The organism is Rhizobium sp. 16-488-2b, from assembly GCF_017741815.1.
GTDB lineage: Bacteria > Pseudomonadota > Alphaproteobacteria > Rhizobiales > Rhizobiaceae > Rhizobium.
Map to the genome: position 1 here is coordinate 14941 of NZ_JAGHMF010000002.1, position 18113 is coordinate 33053.

An 18113-nucleotide genomic window follows, 5' to 3' on the forward strand; every position below is an offset into this window, starting at 1 on the left:
GGGCGCCTCGTCGAAAAATCGCTAAAATTTTCTTTATCAAGCAAGTCACTGAAAGCACTCGATTTACGCCTTGCTGCGGCTGTCGCGCAGGGGCGCCGAGAAGGAACTTATTAACCTTCATTTCCTAAGCCGGAAGAGGATAATAGTTACCAATCATGAGTGAGTGGCTGTCGTATGCGCTTTCCTAGAACCAATCTGACGGATGCCGGCGAGGTTTCCGCCGACACCCAGGGCGAACAGCTGCAGGAACAGGCCGGCGAGAAGCCGGTGCCGCCGATCTGGCAGAATCACTTTTCGCTGGCGCCGAATGTCCGCTTTACCCGCACGCCGGAGAGCCAGATCAACCCGCGCAAGCAGCCGGCCGAGCCGGTGCAGCAGCGGGTGATGGAGCCTGCCCAGGTGGCGACACCCGCCCCGCAGCCCGCCCAAGCGGCAGCACCGGTGACGGTAAAGGTGATGGCGCCGGTGGCTCAGCCGATCGTCGTGACGCCGCAGCCTGCCGCACAGCCGCGCCAGGGCTATGTCGCCCGCCAGGCCGCGATGCAGCCTGGCGTCACGCAACCGCAGCCGCATGTTCAGCAGCAGGCGCTGCGCAATGCCTATGCGTCGCAGCCGGCAGGCCCGCGCGCGCCCTTGGTCACGTCTAGCGCGCCCGTGGTCACGCCCGGCGCGCCCGTCGTCAACGTGCCCTTCGACGTCTACCAGCCGGTAGCCGATGTCGCCGCCGTCGAAGAAAACGCGATCGTCGTTTCCGAGACCGCCGACGAAGCGCAGTTCCATGCCTCTTCCAACCTCTCCTCGATCTCCGACTTCGCCTTCTGGGAAGTGATGTCCTTCGAAGATGGCGAGGCGCCCGTCGAGCCGGTGGAAGCGGCACCGCAGGTGCAGATCGTCGCGCCGCAGACCGTCTCCGAACCCCACTCGATCATCAGCCAGTTCCGCATCATGGAATGGCGCCCGGGCAGGCAGCCCGTCGTCGCGGCTCCCTATGCCGCGCCGCTGCCCGTTGCCCCTGCTCCCGTCGCAGCCCCAATCACCGCGCCCGTCGTGACGGCTGCGCCTGCCGTTTCCGTTGCAGCGCCTGTTGTCGTGGCGCCTGCACCGACCACCGGCCGCGCGCCGATCCGCCAGCCGCTTGCGGTCAGGCTGAAGCAGCAGGCAGCTGCCGCCGAGGCACTGGCGCCCGCCCCTGCCCCGCAGGTCGTGCAGCCCATCGCCATCGAGCCGCAGCCAGCAGCAGCGCAGCCGATCGCGCCGATGACGGTTCGATCGCAGCCTGTTATCGCGCCGCTCGCACCCGCTGCCCGCATGGTGGCGCACAAGTTCGTGCCATCCAAGGTCGATGCCTCGGGCTACGAATTCCCCTCCAATTCGCTGCTGCAGGAGCCGCCGGAACGCGTCGGCGAGATCATGTCGCAGGAAGCGCTGGAGCAGAATGCCGGGCTTCTGGAAAGCGTTCTCGAAGATTTCGGCATCAAAGGCGAGATCATCCATGTGCGCCCCGGCCCTGTCGTCACGCTCTATGAATTCGAGCCGGCACCGGGCGTGAAATCCTCGCGCGTCATCGGCCTTGCCGACGATATCGCCCGCTCGATGTCGGCCCTTTCGGCGCGCGTCGCCGTGGTGCCCGGCCGCAATGTCATCGGCATCGAACTGCCGAACGCGCTGCGCGAAACCGTCTATTTCCGCGAGATGATCGAGAGCGCCGATTTCGAGAAGAGCAGCTACAAGCTGGCGCTCGGCCTCGGCAAGACGATCGGCGGCGAGCCCGTTATCGCCGAGCTTGCGAAGATGCCGCATCTGCTTGTCGCCGGGACCACCGGTTCCGGCAAGTCGGTCGCCGTCAACACGATGATCCTGTCGCTGCTCTACCGGATGACGCCGGAGCAGTGCCGCCTGATCATGATCGATCCGAAGATGCTGGAACTGTCGATCTATGACGGCATTCCGCACCTCCTCACCCCTGTCGTGACCGACCCGAAGAAGGCCGTGATGGCGCTGAAGTGGGCGGTGCGCGAGATGGAAGAGCGCTATCGCAAGATGTCGCGCCTCGGCGTGCGCAATATCGACGGCTATAACAGCCGCGTGGCGCAGGCCAAGGAAAAGGGCGAGACGATCCACATCATGGTGCAGACCGGCTTCGACCGCAGCACCGGTGCGCCGATCGAGGAACAGCAGGAACTCGACCTGACGCCCATGCCTTACATCGTCGTCATCGTCGACGAAATGGCCGACCTGATGATGGTGGCCGGCAAGGAAATCGAAGGCGCGATCCAGCGTCTGGCGCAGATGGCGCGCGCCGCCGGCATCCACCTGATCATGGCGACGCAGCGTCCCTCCGTCGACGTCATCACCGGCACGATCAAGGCCAACTTCCCGACCCGCATTTCCTTCCAGGTGACGTCGAAGATCGACAGCCGCACGATCCTTGGCGAACAGGGCGCCGAACAGCTGCTCGGCCAGGGCGACATGCTGCACATGCAGGGCGGCGGCCGCATCTCGCGCGTCCACGGTCCGTTCGTTTCCGACGCCGAGGTCGAGAAGGTCGTGGCGCATCTGAAGACGCAGGGGCGCCCGGAATATCTGGACACGGTGACCGCCGACGAAGAGGAAGATGGCGAAGAGGAAGACAGCGCCGTGTTCGACAAGGGCGACATGGCGGCCGAGGACGGCAACGACCTCTACGACAAGGCCGTGAAGGTGGTGCTGCGCGACAAGAAGTGCTCGACCTCCTACATCCAGCGCCGCCTTGGCATCGGCTACAACCGCGCCGCCTCGCTCGTCGAGCGCATGGAGAAGGAAGGGCTGGTCGGCCCCGCCAACCATGTGGGCAAGCGCGAGATCGTCAATGGGCGTGGCGAGGGGGATTGAGGTCTCTCGCCGGGGGTGCTCGTGGCCGCTGACATGCAGAATGATTGGACCCGTCACGAGGCTTACCCCCCTCTGCCTGCCGGGCCACCGGGGCCGAGCCGCGTGTCTCGCCCCGCGCTTCGCTCCCCCCACAAGGGGGGAGATCGACTCGTAGAAAGGCCTCCGCCAAACAATGACGGTGATTCAGGGATTAGCTCTTGGGCTCAGCCCCTTGTGAAATCCGCCTCCGTCAGCGGAACGGGCCGGTAGCCATCAATGTCGGCGATATCGTATTCGCAGCCGAGTGCGGCCGCCACCAGGGCTTCGCCGGATTTCGACATCAGCGCCGGATCGCGCCAGAGGCCTGAAATGATGCGGCCGATGAACTGAGGGGATTCGGAGTTGGAGAGGTCGAAGAAGGCTGAGTTCTCCATCACCGCTTCGGTGCGGACCAGACCGGGATAGAGTGAGACGGCCGCGACATCGTGCGGGCGCAGGTCATGGGCGAAATCGGCGGCCATCTTGTCGGCTGCGGCCTTGGAGATACCGTAGATGGCGTTGCCATCATAAAAGCGCGACGCCCAGAACGAGATGTTGACGATCAGGCCGCGCCCATTGGCGACCATCATCGGCGCCACCGCGCGCGACATCAAAAAGGCGGCCCTCAGCGCCGTGCCGATCATGGCGTCCCAGCGCCAAATAGGCTGCTCCCAGAAGGCGCGCGGCCAGGTGAAATCGCCATTCTCGACCATGTTTTCATAGCCCGGCCAGGCGTTGTTCACGAGGATATCCAGCTTGCCGCCGTGCCTTATGGTTTCGGCGACACGATGGGTGTCGGCGTCGTTGGCATGGTCGCAATGGTGAATGACGACGCGGCCGGGCAGCGTGGCGGCTTCGTGGGCGAGACTTTCGAGCGACCCAGGACGCTCGCCTGCCGTGTCGGTCTCGTGTTGCGTTCGGCCCGTGACGTGGACGGTAGCACCCTCGGCGAGCAGCGCAAGCGCAATGCCGCGACCGACGCCGCGGCTTGCGCCGGTGACCAATGCGACGGTGTCTTTCATGGTTCGCTCCCCCCCTGTAGCGTCGATGACTTAGCGTGGAAACGCCGGCGTCTGCGGCCCCCTCATCCGGCTGCCGCCACCTTCTCCCCGTCGGGGAGAAGAGACTCGTGGCAGAGCCTCGCGATATTCTCACCTACATGCCGGCTTGAAATCAACGCTCGACGAGGAGCAACGCGGCACCACCAGCCCCTTCTCCCCAACGGGGAGAAGTGCCGGAGCGACAGCGAGGCGATGAGGGGGTGGAGCGGGAGCGACGCCCTGAGCGGCAAGCGAAGGGCACTCAACCCTCACCTCTCCTCTTGCAAACTCATCTCCACCTAACACCACTTCGCCGGTTTTCGAATTGACAGCCCCGCGTCAACATGATTGATCCGATGCAGGTTTCGAGTGCCTGCCGCCTGCAGACGCAAGTCACGGTAAAAGCTCGACGTGGATATCATCTCACCCTCGAAGCATTTCGTTGGTGGCAATGCAGGCTCCCTCCTCAATCGAAATGCCTCATATGAGGAGTGCGTGATGTCTGCGAGACAATCACCCGACAATCGATTCCTGACCGCGCCGGTGGGCCGGATCTTTGCCACGACCGCCTTGCCGATGGTGGCCATCATGACGATGAACGGCCTGCTCGGTATCGTCGATGCCGCCTTTCTTGGACGCTTTGTCGGGGAAGAGGCCATAGCGGCCATCAGCATCGCGTTTCCCATACTGCTTGTGACCATCGCTCTTTCGACGCTTGTCGGCAGCGGCATGTCCAGCCTGCTTGCGAGACAGCTCGGCGCCGGTGCGCGCGAAGAGGCGGATGCGACCTTTGCCCGGGCGCATGGCCTGGCCATCATGATCGGCCTGGCGCTGATCCTGCTCTTCCTTATCGGTGGCTGGATGTTTGCAACGCGGATGGCGGGAGCTGCGGAGCCAGTTGCCAGGATGGCGTGGGTGTTCCTGATGATCACTCTTCTCGGCACGCCGATGCAGTTCCTGCTCGGTATCCATGCGGATGCCTGGCGCAACGAAGGCCGGGCGGGTAGCATGGCGCTGATGTCGCTTGGCGTGACAGCCATCAACATCCTCTTCAACTACATCCTGATCGTGCCGTTTGCGATGGGCGTTGCGGGGTCGGCCTTGAGCACCGTTTTGGCGCAAGGAGCGGGCCTTGCTCTCCTCATCGAGGGGCGACGACGGTCCCGGGAGATGATGCCGCTTGGCGTCTTGCGGCGGAACGCGTGGCATGGACAATGGGGGCAGATCGCCGCACTCGGCGCTCCCGTCAGCCTCACCTTCCTGGGGATGGCGCTGACGGCGACCTGCGTGGTTCTTGCGCTGCCGGCCTCAGGCGAAGACCATTCACAGGCTGTTGCGGCCTATGGGATCATCACGCGCATTCTCGGTTTCGCCTTCCTGCCGCCCATGGCCGCAGCGCTCGCCATGCAGAGCATCGTGGGCAACAATGTCGGAGCCGGGCGCTGGGATCGCGCCGACCAGGTTCTGCGGATCGCCGCGGTAATCGCCTTCATCTACGGAGCCGCCGTCGAACTGCTGCTTGTGACACAAGGCAAAATGATCGCCTCCGCCTTCATCGCCGATACCGGCGTCATCGAGGAGGTTGCCAGGATTCTCAAACCGATGGCGGCGCTCTATCTGTTTTCGGGACCGGTCTTGGTGCTCGCGCTTTACTTCCAGGCTATTGGCCGGCCTCTGCAGGCCGGGCTTCTGACGCTGATGAAGTCCTTCGTGCTTGTTCCTGTTGCGATCATCGTCATTGCCGCTTTGCTGGACAGAACGGCCATCTGGTTCGCCTTTCCGATCGCTGACGGGCTGACCGTGGCGATCGCTGCGGTGGTTCTCGGCGCCGTCGCGATACGCGGCGGAGAGCGGATGAGACAGGGGTGATGGAGCCCGCCCGCCGTCGGGCGTGAAAGCGCGGGAGCCGCCCAATAGTGGCGGCTCCTGCGAAACACCCAGATACTTAGCCCGCAAATGCGGGATCGCGCGATACCGGCTCAACCTCATCGCTGGCATCCACTCCGTTCACCGCCGCCCTATAGGCCGACGGCGATCTCCCATTCACCCGTTTGAAGGCGTTGCTGAAGGCGCTTTCGGAGGTGTAGCCGAGCGAGCGGGCGACCGAGGCGATGGGGGTGCGGGCTTCGCGGAGCGCCCGTTCGGCAAGGCGCATGCGCCACTCGGTGAGATAGGCAAACGGGGCGATACCCGAGACCGCTTTGAAATGCACGGCAAACGAGGTGCGCGACATGGCGCAGGCGCTGGCGAGTTCCTCCAGGTGCCAGGCGCGCGCGGGTTCGCCATGCATGAGGCGCAGCGCGGGCGCGATCCTGGGTTCCGCCAGCGCCTTCAGCCAGCCGGCGGGCATGCGGTCGGCGGCGCTCAAATGCGAGCGCAGGATCTCGATGAAGAGCAGCTGGGTCAGCTGCGCGGAGGCAAGGGCGGCACCCGGCTGGCCGATATCGCGCTCCTCGATCAGCCGGTCGAGCAGCCAGCGGAAGATGGCGGCCTGCGGCGAGGCGGCGCGGGTGTGGATCCAGTTGGGCAGGATATCCGACAGCAGGCCGCCCCTTAGCGGATCGAGCGCGACATGGCCGCCGATATGGGCAAAATCATTGCCATCTCCCAGCGTCACCAGCCGCCGTCCCGTGCCCGTGAAGATGCTCATGGCGTCGACGGGCTGAAGCGCGGGATCGCTCGAGAGAACAAAGCTGCGCTTCCTGGCGAGCAGGCCGACGTCTCCTTCCTCGAAACGGATCGGCTCGGCCTCGCCCTCCAGCGTCACCCAGCAGCCGCCCTTCACCACCGCGAAAAACTTGATCTTGTCGCGCCCCGGAAAGGCGATTGACCAGGGGCCACCAGCGGTGAAGCCGCCGGTGACGATCGCCTCGGCTTTCGTCAGGCTCAGGACATCGGAGAAGGGATCAGCCAGCATTGTCGAACTATCGCGCAAGTGATGCGGATTTTCAAGCATTCACAGTACGGGCCTGGCTGCCTACCTTTCCGTGATCGAGTTCGCCGCGATCCGATGCGGCGGCAGGAGCATGAGGCAAGTTATGATGACTGATAATAGAGACACGCTCGTTCTCGTTACCGGCGGCACCGGGTTCATCGCGCAATATTGCATGCTGGCGCTGCTGAAAGACGGTTACCGCGTGCGCACGACCATCCGTTCACCCGGGCGGGAGGACGAGGTGCGGGCGCATCTGAAAGTCGGCGGCGTCGATGCCGGTGACCGGCTGTCCTTCGCGATCGCCGATCTCGACCATGACGAGGGCTGGAAAGAGGCGGCAGCCGGCTGCACCTATGTGATGCACGGCGCCTCGCCGACGCCATCCGGCGACCAGACGCGCGAAGAGGACTGGATCGAGCCGGCCGTCAACGGCAATCTCAGGGTGCTCAGGGCGGCGCGCGATGCCGGTGTCAGGCGGGTCGTGTTGACGTCGGCCTTCGGGGCCATCGGCGTCGGCCACGGGCCGGACCACCGGCGGCCGTTCGACGAGACCGACTGGAGCAACCTTGAAGGCAATGTCGCGCCCTATCAGAAATCGAAGACACTGTCGGAGCGCGCCGCCTGGGACTTCATTGCCCGCGAGGGCCAGGGCATGGAGCTTTCGGCGGTCAATCCGGTCGCGGTCTACGGCCCGGTTCTCGGCGCCGACTATTCGCACTCGATCCGGCTGATCGCCAACATGATGAAGGGGCAGCCGGGCTGCGTGAACGTCAATTCCTGCTGCGTCGACGTACGCGATGTGGCGGACCTGCACTTGCGCTGCATGACCGACCCCGCCGCCAAAGGCGAGCGCTTCCTCGCGACCGTCGGCGACAGCCTATGGATGGTCGAGGTCGCGAAGCTGCTGCGGCAAAGGCTGGGTGCGGCGGCGGCCAAGGTCTCGACCGATGTCTGGCCCGACGAGCAGGTACGCATCGCCGGCGAGACGAATGCGCAGCTGAAGGCGGTGGTGCCGCTCCTCAACTACGACATGAACGCGACGGGCAAGAAGGCCGAGCGCCTGCTGGGGTGGACGCCGCGCACAAGGGAAGAGGCGATCGTTGCCTGCGCCGAGAGTTTGCTTCGGCTTGGGTTGGTGTAGGGGACGATCGGCCTTGGCCGCTCTCGTAGAGACACGGTCTACGTCGTGGGCGATATCAGCCTGACACCAGGGAAATAGGTTAGATAGCGGCCGATGTCGCGCGTCAGTATCGGCAGGTTCTGGACCGCCGCCTGCGCGCCGATCATGAAATCCGGAAGAACGCCGGTGCGTGAACCGCCGGCGCGACGATAGTCGGTGAAGACCTTGCCGGCCAGGAAAAGTGCGGCGCGCGGCATCGGCGCCCAGACAAGTTCAGCCGAATCCATGAACGCATCGAGCTCCTCGATGCGTTCATAGCGGACCGCGAGTTCGGCGTAGATGACGTCGTTTATCAGCAAGGGGCCCTCCAGGCTTGCAGCCTCGAGCTGGCCTATCGACCAGCTGGCCCAGACCGGGTCGTTGGTCACCAGATCAAGCAGGACGTTGGTGTCGACAAGTGTCATTCCTCGGCACGGGCCTCACCACGGGTGAGCGCCATGATCGCATCGGTATCAAGGCCGGCGCCGGCGTGTCCCCGAAGCTTCTCGAAACGGCTGACAGGCTTCTCGCTGTCCGCCCTTGTCAGCACAATGCTGCCGTCCTCGGCTCGATGAAAATCGACCTGGCTTCCCGCCGTGATGCCAAGCAGATCGCGCACCGCCTTCGGAATCGTTACCTGCCCTTTCGATGTCACTGTGGTCGACATGCTGCGTCCTCGTAATACCTGCCTTTCTTAAGGTAATACGCCCATTGTTTCAGATCAACTGTCGCCCGTCGTTCACTCGAACGGCTCGAACCACAGCACGCCAGCGACCTCGGAAGTGCCGCCGGAATCGTTGGGGTGGGTGATGCCGTTCATGACTTTCACTTCGGCGAAGTCGAAGGGGCTGACGCCTTCGAGGACGGCGACGTTGATGCCGAACTGGCTGGTGTTGGAGCGGCGCTGGTGGTGGGTGTAGATGCCGCAGGTCTTGCAGAAGTAGTGCTTCGCCGTGCCGGTGTGGAACTGGTAGAGCGTCAGATTGTCCTCGCCCTCGACGAACTCGATGTCGTCGAGATTGGCGGAGGCGGCGATGGCGCCGCGCATGCGGCAGTAGGAGCAGGTGCAGCGGCGAATGGTGTTGAATTCGTCCGTCAGCCGCACCTTGAACTTTACCGTGCCGCAGTGGCAGGCGGCGTTATGCTGGGGTCTCGTGTCGGTCATGGGGGCGTCCTTGTGATGCCGTAGAAGTGTTTGAGGCGGGTGCCGGCCGCGGTATCGGATCGTCTGTCGTTAGCCGGATGCGGCGCATCTCGCCAGGATGTCGTCGATGACGGAGGCAAGCGGCGCGGTGGCGTCGATGACTGTGGCAGCGGACGGTATGTCTTCCTTGGTCGCGTGCAGCCGCAGGACAAGTTGCTGTTCGGCGGGGGTTGCGCCGAATTCATCGTCGGGCCTCGTTGCCAGTCTCTTCATCAGCGTGTCCGCATCGACGTCGAGGACGAAAACGTGGTCGAACAGATCGATGAAACGATCGAAATTCCTGGAGCCGCCACAGAAGAAGGAGATCGCGTTGCTTTGGTCATCGACCAGGGTTTTCACCTTGTCGATGTTCCAGAGATGGTGCCTGTGACCGAAGGCGACATCAGCCGCATTCTGCCTGCGCGCAGCATCGCTCAGGGGCTCGCCTGTCATCGGATCGCCTTTATAGGCGAGCTCGCGGTCGCCATGGACGACATGGTAGCCGCGCTGTTGCAAGCCTGACGCAACCGAGGTCTTGCCCGTGCCGGACACGCCTTCGATCAGAACGTTTCTGACGCCCATTTTGCTCTCATTCGACAGATCACAGGTATTGTTGGCGAGGCACACAGACTAGCGGTGCCGGGGGTGCCTTCTAGCGTAGAATTCTATCATATTTTCGACAGTGAGATTGGGGCTTGGTGCGAAGCGGTGTGTTGAGATGGAGTGCTCGTCCCGGGTTCAACTTGTGGCTTCTGCCGGTCGATCGTTGACGTCGTGCCGTGGGGTACCCCCCTCTGTCCTGCCGGACATCTCCCCCACAAGGGGGGAGATCGACTCGTTGCGAGGTTTTTGCCAAACGTTGAGGTCGGAACGAGCGGGTGCGCCCAGCCAATCTCCCCACCTGTGGGGGAGATGCCCGGCAGGGCAGAGGCGGGTATCACGCCGCAAAACCTGAATGAAAGGCGACGGCAGCAGGCGGAGCACGAACGACACACCACAAAACCCCGCGCCGGAGACCTCTCCGCGACGGCATAACAAGCTGGGAATGGGCAGGCGGTGGTCGGTATAAGATAGAAGTGTCAGGCGATATCGCCTGCCCGATCGCATCGAGGTTTCCGGATATCCAGGCCGACAGGAGCGTCTCTCGGCCTTTCGCTTCCGGATGGATGGGAGATCCTGACGACCCGATCATCCACCTTTCAACAACCATCACCGAACGCCGGGCTTGCGCCCTGATGTGTCAGATCCGGTTCGCGACCCGGCTCCCTGTCCAATGACGGCATCAGTATGAGAGCGACGATTGCGGCGGGGATGGATGGGGACGATGAAATCTGCAAACGACTGATATCGCGGTGATTTCTTTCGCCGCGCAATAAAATTATCCCCGTGAGGCTGATCTCTCGGCCTCGGCGCGGCGGAGCGTTTCGGCTACGAAGGCGCTCTTGCCGCCGGTGTAGTGATCCCAGTCGCCGGCGGCGTCCTCGGCGAGGCGCTGCTTCAGCGTCTGGTATTCGGCGGCGCGGTCCGGGTGGAGGCGGAGGTGGTCGCGGAAGAGGAGGCGGTCGTGGTGGGCGGGGTTGGCCTCGAGGCAGAGGTAGAGGCGCAGGCCGTAGCCTTCGTGCTCGCGGGTGAATGGCAGGCGGCCGTCGCCGTGCGGGTCGCCGTGGGCGCGGAAGCCGGAGAGCGCGAGTTTATCGGCGAGGGTAGCGAGTGCAGTGGCGTCGATGAGGACGGCGTCGAGGTCGATCTTCGGCTTGGCGGCGAGGCCGGGTACGGCGGTGCTGCCGATGTGCTCGACAGCAAGGATGAGGCCGGGCGCGAGCAACAGGAGTTCGTCGCGCGCGGCCTGGAAGAGCGAGGGCCAACGCGGATCATACTGGATAACCCGGATCGGCCGCATCGTCGTCAGCCGATTTCCTGGAGGAAGCCCTCGAGGACTTCGACCATGCGGCGTTCGCCCTGTTCCAAGGACCCACTATTGTCGAGATCGACGACGTCGTAATCGCCGCGTACGGTGAGCGGGCCGCGCGCCAGGCGGGCCATGATGTCCTCGTGGGTCTCGCGGCCGCGGGCCTCCAGCCGGCTTGCCAGCACCTCGGCGCGGGCGGTGACGTTGATCACCTTCAGGCGCGGGAAGACGGCGTGGAAATGGTGCAGCGCCGAGCGCGAGCCGTTGGCGATGACGAGGCTTCCGGCTGACAGCGACACCGAGACTTCCGAGGGGATGCCATACTTCAGGCCGTGGGCTTCCCACCAGACGGAGAAGCTGCCCGCCTGCTCCATCGAGGCGAAGCCCTGGGGCGAGACAGCGAGATGATCCTCGCCGCCGGCATCGTGATCGCGGGTGATGACGCGGCGGACGAAATGGACGTCCTGTCGCTGCCTGAAATGCCGGGCGGCTGCCGCCATCAACGTGTCCTTGCCGGCGCCGGAGGGGCCGACCACGACCACCATGATGCCGTGCTCGGTGCCGGGAACGACATGGGGCTCGTGCGAGGGGTGCGTTTCGTGCGCGGTCATGCGACCCGGCGCCCTTCGCGCCAGACGGAGCGGCTGACCGGAACGCCTTCGTCGCGGAAGACGCGGACGAGATCGGCGCGCAGCCCGGTTGCGATGCGGCCGCGATCGTTGAGGCTCACCGTGCGCGCCGGCGTCGACGTGACCATGGCGATCGCCTTCGGCAGTGAGATGCTCTCGACTTCATCGGCGATCAGGAAGGGCGCGTAGAGCAGGCTGAGCGGCACGTAATCGGAGGAGAGAACGTCGAGCACGCCGCGCTCGGCGAGATCGCGGGCGGCGATGTTGCCGGAGTGCGACTTGCCGCGCACGATATTCGGCGCGCCCATGAGAACGCTCATGCCGTTTTCATGCGAGGCCTTGGCGGCGTCGAAGCTGGTCGGGAATTCGGCGAGACGGACGCCGTTTTCGATCGCCTCGTCGACATGGGCGAGCGTCGCGTCGTCGTGGCTGGCGACCGTGATGCCGCGCTCGGCGCAGACCTTCGAGATCGCGACGCGGTGCGGCGTCGAGTTGCGCTCGGATTCCGACACGCGGCGATCGACGAACTTGGCGAACTCGGCGTCGGTCAGGCCGCGCTTCTTCTGATAGTAGAAGATGTACTGGTCCATGGTTTGGAACTGGCGCTGGCCCGGCGCATGGTCCATCAACGAGACGAGGCGGACATAGGGGTCGTTTTCGAAATCGGCGAAGTGCTGCAGCACGTTGTCGGCGGAGACTTCGCAGCGCAGGTGGATGAGGTGCTCGGCGCGCAGGCGGCCCTCTTTCTCCGCCTTCTGGATGGCATCGGCCATGTCGCGCATCTCGCCATGCTCGAAGCCGCCATCTTCGTCGGCGCCCATGCGCAGGCAGTCGAAGACCGTGGTGATGCCCGACGTGACGATCTGGGCGTCATGCGCCTGGATCGCCGCCGTCTTGTTCCAGCGCAGGCCGGGGCGCGGCGAATAGTGGCCCTCGAGATGGTCGGTGTGCAGCTCGACCAGGCCGGGGATCAGGTAATCGCCCTCGAAATCCTCGCCGAGGCGCGAGCTGCCGCTTGCGATATCCTCGATCTTGCCGTCGCGAACGAGGACCGATCCTTCGACGATTTCATCCTCAAGGACGATGCGGGCGTTGGAGAAGACGGTTTCTTTGGTCATGACCTGTGATCTTTCAAGGTTTGGCGGCGGCAAGCGGCCACCAGGAATGGGCGGTAAACGGCGCGCCGCGCGTCTCTTCGACGAAAACGGCAAGGCCCGAAATCAAAAGCGGCCGGCCGGTGAAGGCGGCGAAACGCTCGGCGAGAATGGTCTTCATCACCTCGGCGCGCTCTTCCGGCACTTGGCCAGAGAGCGTCATGTGGAACCCGAAGTCATCCATCACGTAAGGATAGCCCCAGCGCAACAGATTGGCCCTCTGGCTTTCGCTGAGCTTGTCCGGATTGCGCCGGGCGATATCGGCTTCGGACAGCGCTGCACGGAAGGGCTCAAACGACTTTACCACGGAGGCCGCGAATTGCTGAAGCGGCGGATGCAGGGAGCCGGGCACCAACGCGAAGAACCGGCCGAGCTGGCCGAGCACGAGCTCGGGGATCTCGAAGGCGGGTGTCCGGTCCGCGAAATCCTCGACCGCCTGGATGAGGTCCTTCTCGGTGACCGAGGAGGCCAAGTGGAATGGCGCCTTGATGGTGGCGTGGAAGGCATAGCGGCGCGGATCGGCGGTGAGCTCGAACTGCTCGGCGGCCGGCAGATCAGGATAATCGGGAGCCGGATAAGTTTCGCCGGTGAAGGCATCGCGACCGAGCCAATGGGCTGCCGCCACGTTCAAGGGATCACCCTTCGGCGGCGTGAAATAGAGTGCGTATCGCAAGGCCAGTATCCCGGAAATCTATGTGGATGCGGGAGGCAGTCTGCCGTGATTTGACCGCCCGCCGCAAGCTTGCTTCCGGCTAAAAGATTTCCGTGACAGAATGATGATGATCAAGACCCATCAATGGGTCTTTTTGCCCATCACCCGCGAACGCAGTGCATTGGAGATATTGTCGAAGACAAAGACGACGATGAGGATGAGGAGCACCATGTAGGCGACCTTGTCCCAATCGGAGTTGGTCTTCATCGATTCCAGGAGCTTGAGGCCGATACCACCTGCGCCGACAGCGCCGATGACGGTGGCCGAGCGGGTGTTGGATTCCCAGAAATAGAGCGACTGCGAGATGAAGATCGGCAGCACCTGCGGCACCACGCCGAAGCGCTGGACGACGACGGGCGAAGCACCCACCGACTTGACGCCCTCGCGCTGCTTGTCATCCACATTCTCCAGCGCCTCGGCATAGACCTTGCCCAGCGCGCCGGTGTCGGTGAAGAAGATGGCGGCGATGCCGGGGATCGGCCCGGGGCCGAAGGCGCGGGTGAAGAACAGCGCCCAGATCAGCATGTCGATCGAACGCAGGAAATCGAAGAGGCGCTTCGTCGCCCAGTTGGCCGAGCGGTTGAGCGTGATGTTGCGCGCGGCGATGAAGGCCAGCGGAAAGGCGAAGAGCGAGCCGAGCAGCGTGCCGACGAAGGCCATGACCAGCGTCTGCATCAGCTTCGACAGGATATCGCCATGCTGCCAGCTGGCATTGTTGAGGAAATTATCGAGCACCAGCGAGGCGTTGGACTGCGCGGGATCGATGCGGTCACCCGACAGCATGAGGCCGGCGACATCGACCAGGCTCTTGCCCCAGAAGGGCGACTGCGTGTCGAAGAAGAAATTGGCCCAGCCGAGGAAACGGCGCTGCACATAGACCTGCGTCGAGCGGATTTCCGCCTGGCCCTCGAAGCCGAAGGAGACGGTGACCTTGCTGTCGTCCTGCTTCATGACGGCGGGCGCGCCCGGCGGCAGGATGGCACGATCCTTAGTGATCTCGACAGGATAGAGCTTGCCGCCGAGATAGACGTCGACACGCTCCGGCGTCACTTCCATGCGGTCGGCATCGCTGCCGTAGGTGACGGTATAGCCGCCGGCAGCCGTCGGCAGCATCCATGCGATGACCGCATCCTTCGGATACTGGCCACGGCTGGTCCACTGCGGCACGACCTTGCCATCGACGAAGCGCAGGCGCGGCTGGGCGCGCCAGGAATACCAGTCCTGGACGTAGATCGAGGCGCGGTCCCAATTGCCGTTGACGAAGGTCGGGATGACCTTGAAGAAATTGAACGCGAGCGCGAGGTAGATGATGACGAGGCCGGCGATGAGGGCGAGACCCCAGCGCTGCATGAAGCTGCGGTGGAAGACCTCGGGATAATTGTCCAGCAGGCGCTGGCGATCGGCGGCGTTGACTGTGAGCGACGACATCAGGCTGCTCCTCGGCCGAATTCGAAGGACTGCTTGCCGATCATGCGGCGGCGGAGCCAGGCGGAAAACTGGTCGACGCAGACGACGGTGATCAGAAGCAGGATGATGATGGCATAGGTCTTGGCGGCGTGATCGCGGCCGATCGCCAGGCTGAAGACCTCGCCGATACCGCCGCCGCCGACGGCGCCGATGATGGTGGAGGCGCGCACGTTGATCTCGAGACGCAGCAGCGTGTACGAGACGAAATTCGGCATGACCTGCGGCAGGATGGCGAAGCGGACGCGCTCGAGCCAGCTGGCGCCGGATGCGCGCAGGCCCTCGTCCGGCTTCATGTCGGCATTCTCGACCACTTCGAAGAACAGCTTACCGAGCGCGCCGATGGTGTGGATCGACACCGCGATGATGGCCGAGATCGGGCCGATCGACAGGATGGCGGCGAGCAGGCCGGCGATGACGATCTCCGGGAAGGCGCGCAGGATTTCCATGATGCGGCGCACGACCCAGCGGGTGGCGCCGGCACCGACCAGATTGGTCGAGGCGAAGAAGCAGAGCACGAAGGCGCCGGATGCGCCGAGGATGGTCGAGACGATGGCGACGTTGATGGTGATCGCCAGCTGGTAGAAGAAATTCGGGATGTAGAAGCTGTCGGTGATGTAGACGCGGTCGCTGACGTAATCATACTTGATCGAGCCATCGGCATAGGGCGACGGCAGATCGAACATGGCGCGGAAGATCTCCAGCGGGCTGTCCGGCACGAAGTGCTTCATGAAGTCGAAGAGGTAGGGAAGGCGTTCGAAGAACTTGCCCGAATTGGCGCTGTTGGCGAAATCGAGCGAGGCGCCGAGGACGATCAGGAACACAACGATCGAGATCACGGTGTAGATACGCCGTGTCCGGACTTGGCTCTGATAGTGATCGAGAATTGTGCGGGAGCCTTGCTGCAGTCCGCCCATGTGGTCGGTTTCGGCCACGTGCGCCATGTTGAGCATCCTTGTTGAACGAACGGCGGCACCAGGATGATGCCGCCGCGAGTTTATTCAGAGGTTCGGATCAACCGCCGATAACCGACTTACGAGCGTCGATGATCGTCTGGTAGAAGGACTGGTCGACCGGCGACCAATCGACGTAACCACCGCCGGTGAAGCTGTCGAAGCAGCCCTTGTCGGTCTTCGGCAGTTCGGCGAAGTAGGCGGTAACCTTCTTCTGGATGTCAGCCGGCAGCTTGTTGGAAACCATCAGCGGGCCGTTCGGGATCAGCGGGGACTTCCAGACCTGGACGATATCGTCCATGTCGAGCAGGCCCTTGGTGACCATGATGTGCAGGTTGCCGGAGGTGTAGCCCTGGGCCCAATCGCCGGTGGCGGAGCCGAAGGTGGTGCCGACGTCGAACTTCTTGTCGAGAACGCCGAGAACGAGGTTCTCATGGCCGCCGCCGAAGCCGGTTTCAGAGAAGTACTGCTTGACCGGCATGCCGACATCCTTCGGCAGCGAGACGTTCGGGACGAGGTAGCCCGAGGTCGAGTCCGGATCGGCGAAGCCGAGCTTCTTGCCCTTGGCGTCGGCGAGCGTCTTGATGCCCGAATCCTTGCGGGCGACCATGATCGAGTAGTAGCCGGTCGAGCCGTCTTCCTGCTTGGTGGTCAGAACCGGCGTAACGGCGTTCGGATCCTTGAGGTAGATCGAGGCGTAGGAGGAAGCGCCCATGACAGCGAGGTCGATGGTGCCGCCCAGCAGGCCCTGGATAACGCCGTTATAGTTCGGCGACGGGAAGATCTGGACTTCCGAAACGCCGGTAGCGGCAACGAGGCCCGGCTTGACGCACTCGGTGCGGCGAACCTGGTCGGCTTCGTTTTCACCGCCGTCGAGGCCGATACGCAGGACCTTGACGTCCTGAGCGTAGGCCTGGCCTGCAACGGTGGCGATGGCGATCGTTGCCATCAGGATCTTGCGGAACGCAGACATGGTAGTCTCCTTTGGTGACGTTTGTCAGTGACTGTAAGTTACTGGGGAGCTGTGCTTTTCCGGCTTTTTCCCCCGGCCGGAAACTTGTCAGCGCATGACGGCGGAGGCGGCCATCACGCGCGATACGGCGTCCTGCTGCTTGCCCTTGATGTTATCCAGGCTGGTGGACGTCATGGTCTCGTCGATGCCGGCGCCGTTCTTGTCGGTGCCGTAGATCTCGTTGACGGCATCGGCCGTCAGTTCGGACGGCTTGCCGTCGAAGACGACGCGACCGCCGGCCATGCCGACGATGCGCTCGCAATAGCTGCGCGCGGTGTCGAGCGTGTGCAGGTTGGTGATGACGGTGATGCCTTCGCGCTCGTTGATATCGCGCAGCGCGTCCATGACGATCTTGGCGTTCAACGGGTCGAGCGAGGCGATCGGCTCGTCGGCAAGCAGCATCTTCGGCGCCTGCATGAGCGCACGGGCAATCGCCACGCGCTGCTGCTGGCCGCCCGAGAGCGTGCCGGCCATCTGCAGCGCCGTCTGCTCGATGCCGAGGCGCTCAAGCGCCGCGATCGCCTGCACGCGCTCTTCGCGGGTGAAGACGCCAAGCAGGCTGAGCACGGTGGAGCGATGGTTGAGACGGCCGAGGATGACATTGGTCATCACGTCGAGGCGCGGCACGAGATTGAACTGCTGGAAGATCATGGCACAATCGCGCTGCCAGTTGCGCAGCGACTTGCCGCGCAGGCCCGACACTTCCGTGCCGTTGAAATGGATCGAGCCGGAGCTCGGCTCCTGCAGGCGGTTGATCATGCGCAGAAGCGTGGACTTGCCGGCGCCCGAACGGCCGATAATGCCGACCATCTGGCCCTGAGGGATGTCAAGCGTCACACTATCGACGGCGATCTTCTTGCCGAATTGACGGGTGACATTCTTCAGCTCGAACATCATGCTCTTCCTCATAGCCCAAACGCGATATGAGGGAGTGCATTAGGCCCGGTCCATGAAGCTCCAATGTCAGTTTTGTGTAAGTGCTGTCACAAACGGGGCTACTGTGGATTGAAACGTGACAGTGGGGTCACAATTCTGTGACAGATGTGGGGTGTGGTGAGTATGGCGCCTTGTACG

The 18113-nt window shown here is 63.6% G+C and carries 17 protein-coding genes; 3 read left to right on the top strand and 14 right to left on the bottom strand.

The window, feature by feature from the left end; genetic code table 11:
* Positions 1–174 precede the first annotated feature (174 nt).
* Positions 175–2871, top strand: a complete 2697-nt coding sequence (locus tag J5286_RS00550; RefSeq protein WP_209215319.1) for a DNA translocase FtsK — start codon at positions 175–177, stop codon at positions 2869–2871.
* A gap of 203 nt (positions 2872–3074) precedes the next feature.
* Here the strand turns inward: J5286_RS00550 and J5286_RS00555 are convergent, their stop codons facing one another.
* Positions 3075–3911: an SDR family NAD(P)-dependent oxidoreductase gene (locus J5286_RS00555; protein ID WP_209188768.1), complete on the bottom strand. Its 837-nt coding sequence runs from the start codon at positions 3909–3911 to the stop codon at positions 3075–3077.
* A 516-nt stretch (positions 3912–4427) separates the two neighbouring features.
* Here J5286_RS00555 and J5286_RS00560 point away from each other — a divergent pair.
* A complete protein-coding gene (locus tag J5286_RS00560; protein ID WP_209188767.1) occupies positions 4428–5798 on the top strand; it encodes an MATE family efflux transporter in 1371 nt (456 codons plus the stop codon).
* A 76-nt stretch (positions 5799–5874) separates the two neighbouring features.
* On the opposite strand, the gene J5286_RS00565 is transcribed toward J5286_RS00560, so the two are convergent.
* A complete protein-coding gene (locus J5286_RS00565) occupies positions 5875–6846 on the bottom strand; it encodes an AraC family transcriptional regulator (protein WP_209188766.1) in 972 nt (323 codons plus the stop codon).
* Between the two features lie 124 nt (positions 6847–6970).
* Between J5286_RS00565 and J5286_RS00570 the strand changes: the two genes are divergently transcribed.
* Positions 6971–8005 (top strand): SDR family oxidoreductase, encoded by a 1035-nt coding sequence (locus tag J5286_RS00570; protein WP_209188765.1) that lies wholly within the window; start codon positions 6971–6973, stop codon positions 8003–8005.
* Between the two features lie 38 nt (positions 8006–8043).
* Here the strand turns inward: J5286_RS00570 and J5286_RS00575 are convergent, their stop codons facing one another.
* From J5286_RS00575 to phnC, 12 genes are all read right to left on the bottom strand, one after another.
* A complete protein-coding gene (locus tag J5286_RS00575) occupies positions 8044–8448 on the bottom strand; it encodes a type II toxin-antitoxin system VapC family toxin (RefSeq protein WP_209188764.1) in 405 nt (134 codons plus the stop codon).
* On the bottom strand, positions 8445–8690 hold the full coding sequence (locus tag J5286_RS00580) for an AbrB/MazE/SpoVT family DNA-binding domain-containing protein (RefSeq protein WP_209188763.1): 246 nt from the start codon (positions 8688–8690) through the stop codon (positions 8445–8447). The genes J5286_RS00575 and J5286_RS00580 overlap by 4 nt, the downstream gene beginning before the upstream one ends.
* Before the next feature lie 72 nt (positions 8691–8762).
* Positions 8763–9188, bottom strand: coding sequence for a GFA family protein (locus J5286_RS00585; protein ID WP_209188762.1), 426 nt, complete (start codon positions 9186–9188; stop codon positions 8763–8765).
* A gap of 69 nt (positions 9189–9257) precedes the next feature.
* Entirely contained in the window at positions 9258–9788 is a 531-nt protein-coding gene (locus J5286_RS00590; protein ID WP_209188761.1) for an AAA family ATPase, read from the bottom strand.
* A gap of 796 nt (positions 9789–10584) precedes the next feature.
* On the bottom strand, positions 10585–11106 hold the full coding sequence (locus tag J5286_RS00595) for a GrpB family protein (protein WP_209188760.1): 522 nt from the start codon (positions 11104–11106) through the stop codon (positions 10585–10587).
* Between the two features lie 5 nt (positions 11107–11111).
* Entirely contained in the window at positions 11112–11726 is a 615-nt protein-coding gene (gene phnN / locus J5286_RS00600; RefSeq protein ID WP_047506761.1) for a phosphonate metabolism protein/1,5-bisphosphokinase (PRPP-forming) PhnN, read from the bottom strand.
* Positions 11723–12862 (bottom strand): alpha-D-ribose 1-methylphosphonate 5-triphosphate diphosphatase, encoded by a 1140-nt coding sequence (locus J5286_RS00605; RefSeq protein ID WP_018899243.1) that lies wholly within the window; start codon positions 12860–12862, stop codon positions 11723–11725. Before J5286_RS00605 ends, phnN begins: the two co-directional genes overlap by 4 nt.
* Before the next feature lie 13 nt (positions 12863–12875).
* Positions 12876–13571 carry a DUF1045 domain-containing protein gene (locus J5286_RS00610; protein WP_018899242.1) on the bottom strand — a complete coding sequence of 232 codons (696 nt, stop codon included), beginning with the start codon at positions 13569–13571 and terminating at the stop codon, positions 12876–12878.
* Between the two features lie 120 nt (positions 13572–13691).
* A complete protein-coding gene (gene phnE / locus J5286_RS00615) occupies positions 13692–15038 on the bottom strand; it encodes a phosphonate ABC transporter, permease protein PhnE (RefSeq protein WP_018899241.1) in 1347 nt (448 codons plus the stop codon).
* On the bottom strand, positions 15038–16018 hold the full coding sequence (phnE, locus tag J5286_RS00620) for a phosphonate ABC transporter, permease protein PhnE (protein ID WP_112535050.1): 981 nt from the start codon (positions 16016–16018) through the stop codon (positions 15038–15040). The genes phnE (J5286_RS00615) and phnE (J5286_RS00620) overlap by 1 nt, the downstream gene beginning before the upstream one ends.
* 70 nt (positions 16019–16088) lie before the next feature.
* Entirely contained in the window at positions 16089–17000 is a 912-nt protein-coding gene (gene phnD, locus J5286_RS00625; protein ID WP_018899239.1) for a phosphonate ABC transporter substrate-binding protein, read from the bottom strand.
* Positions 17001–17087: 87 nt separating this feature from the next.
* Positions 17088–17933: a phosphonate ABC transporter ATP-binding protein gene (gene phnC / locus J5286_RS00630; protein WP_047506748.1), complete on the bottom strand. Its 846-nt coding sequence runs from the start codon at positions 17931–17933 to the stop codon at positions 17088–17090.
* Positions 17934–18113: the final 180 nt, after the last annotated feature.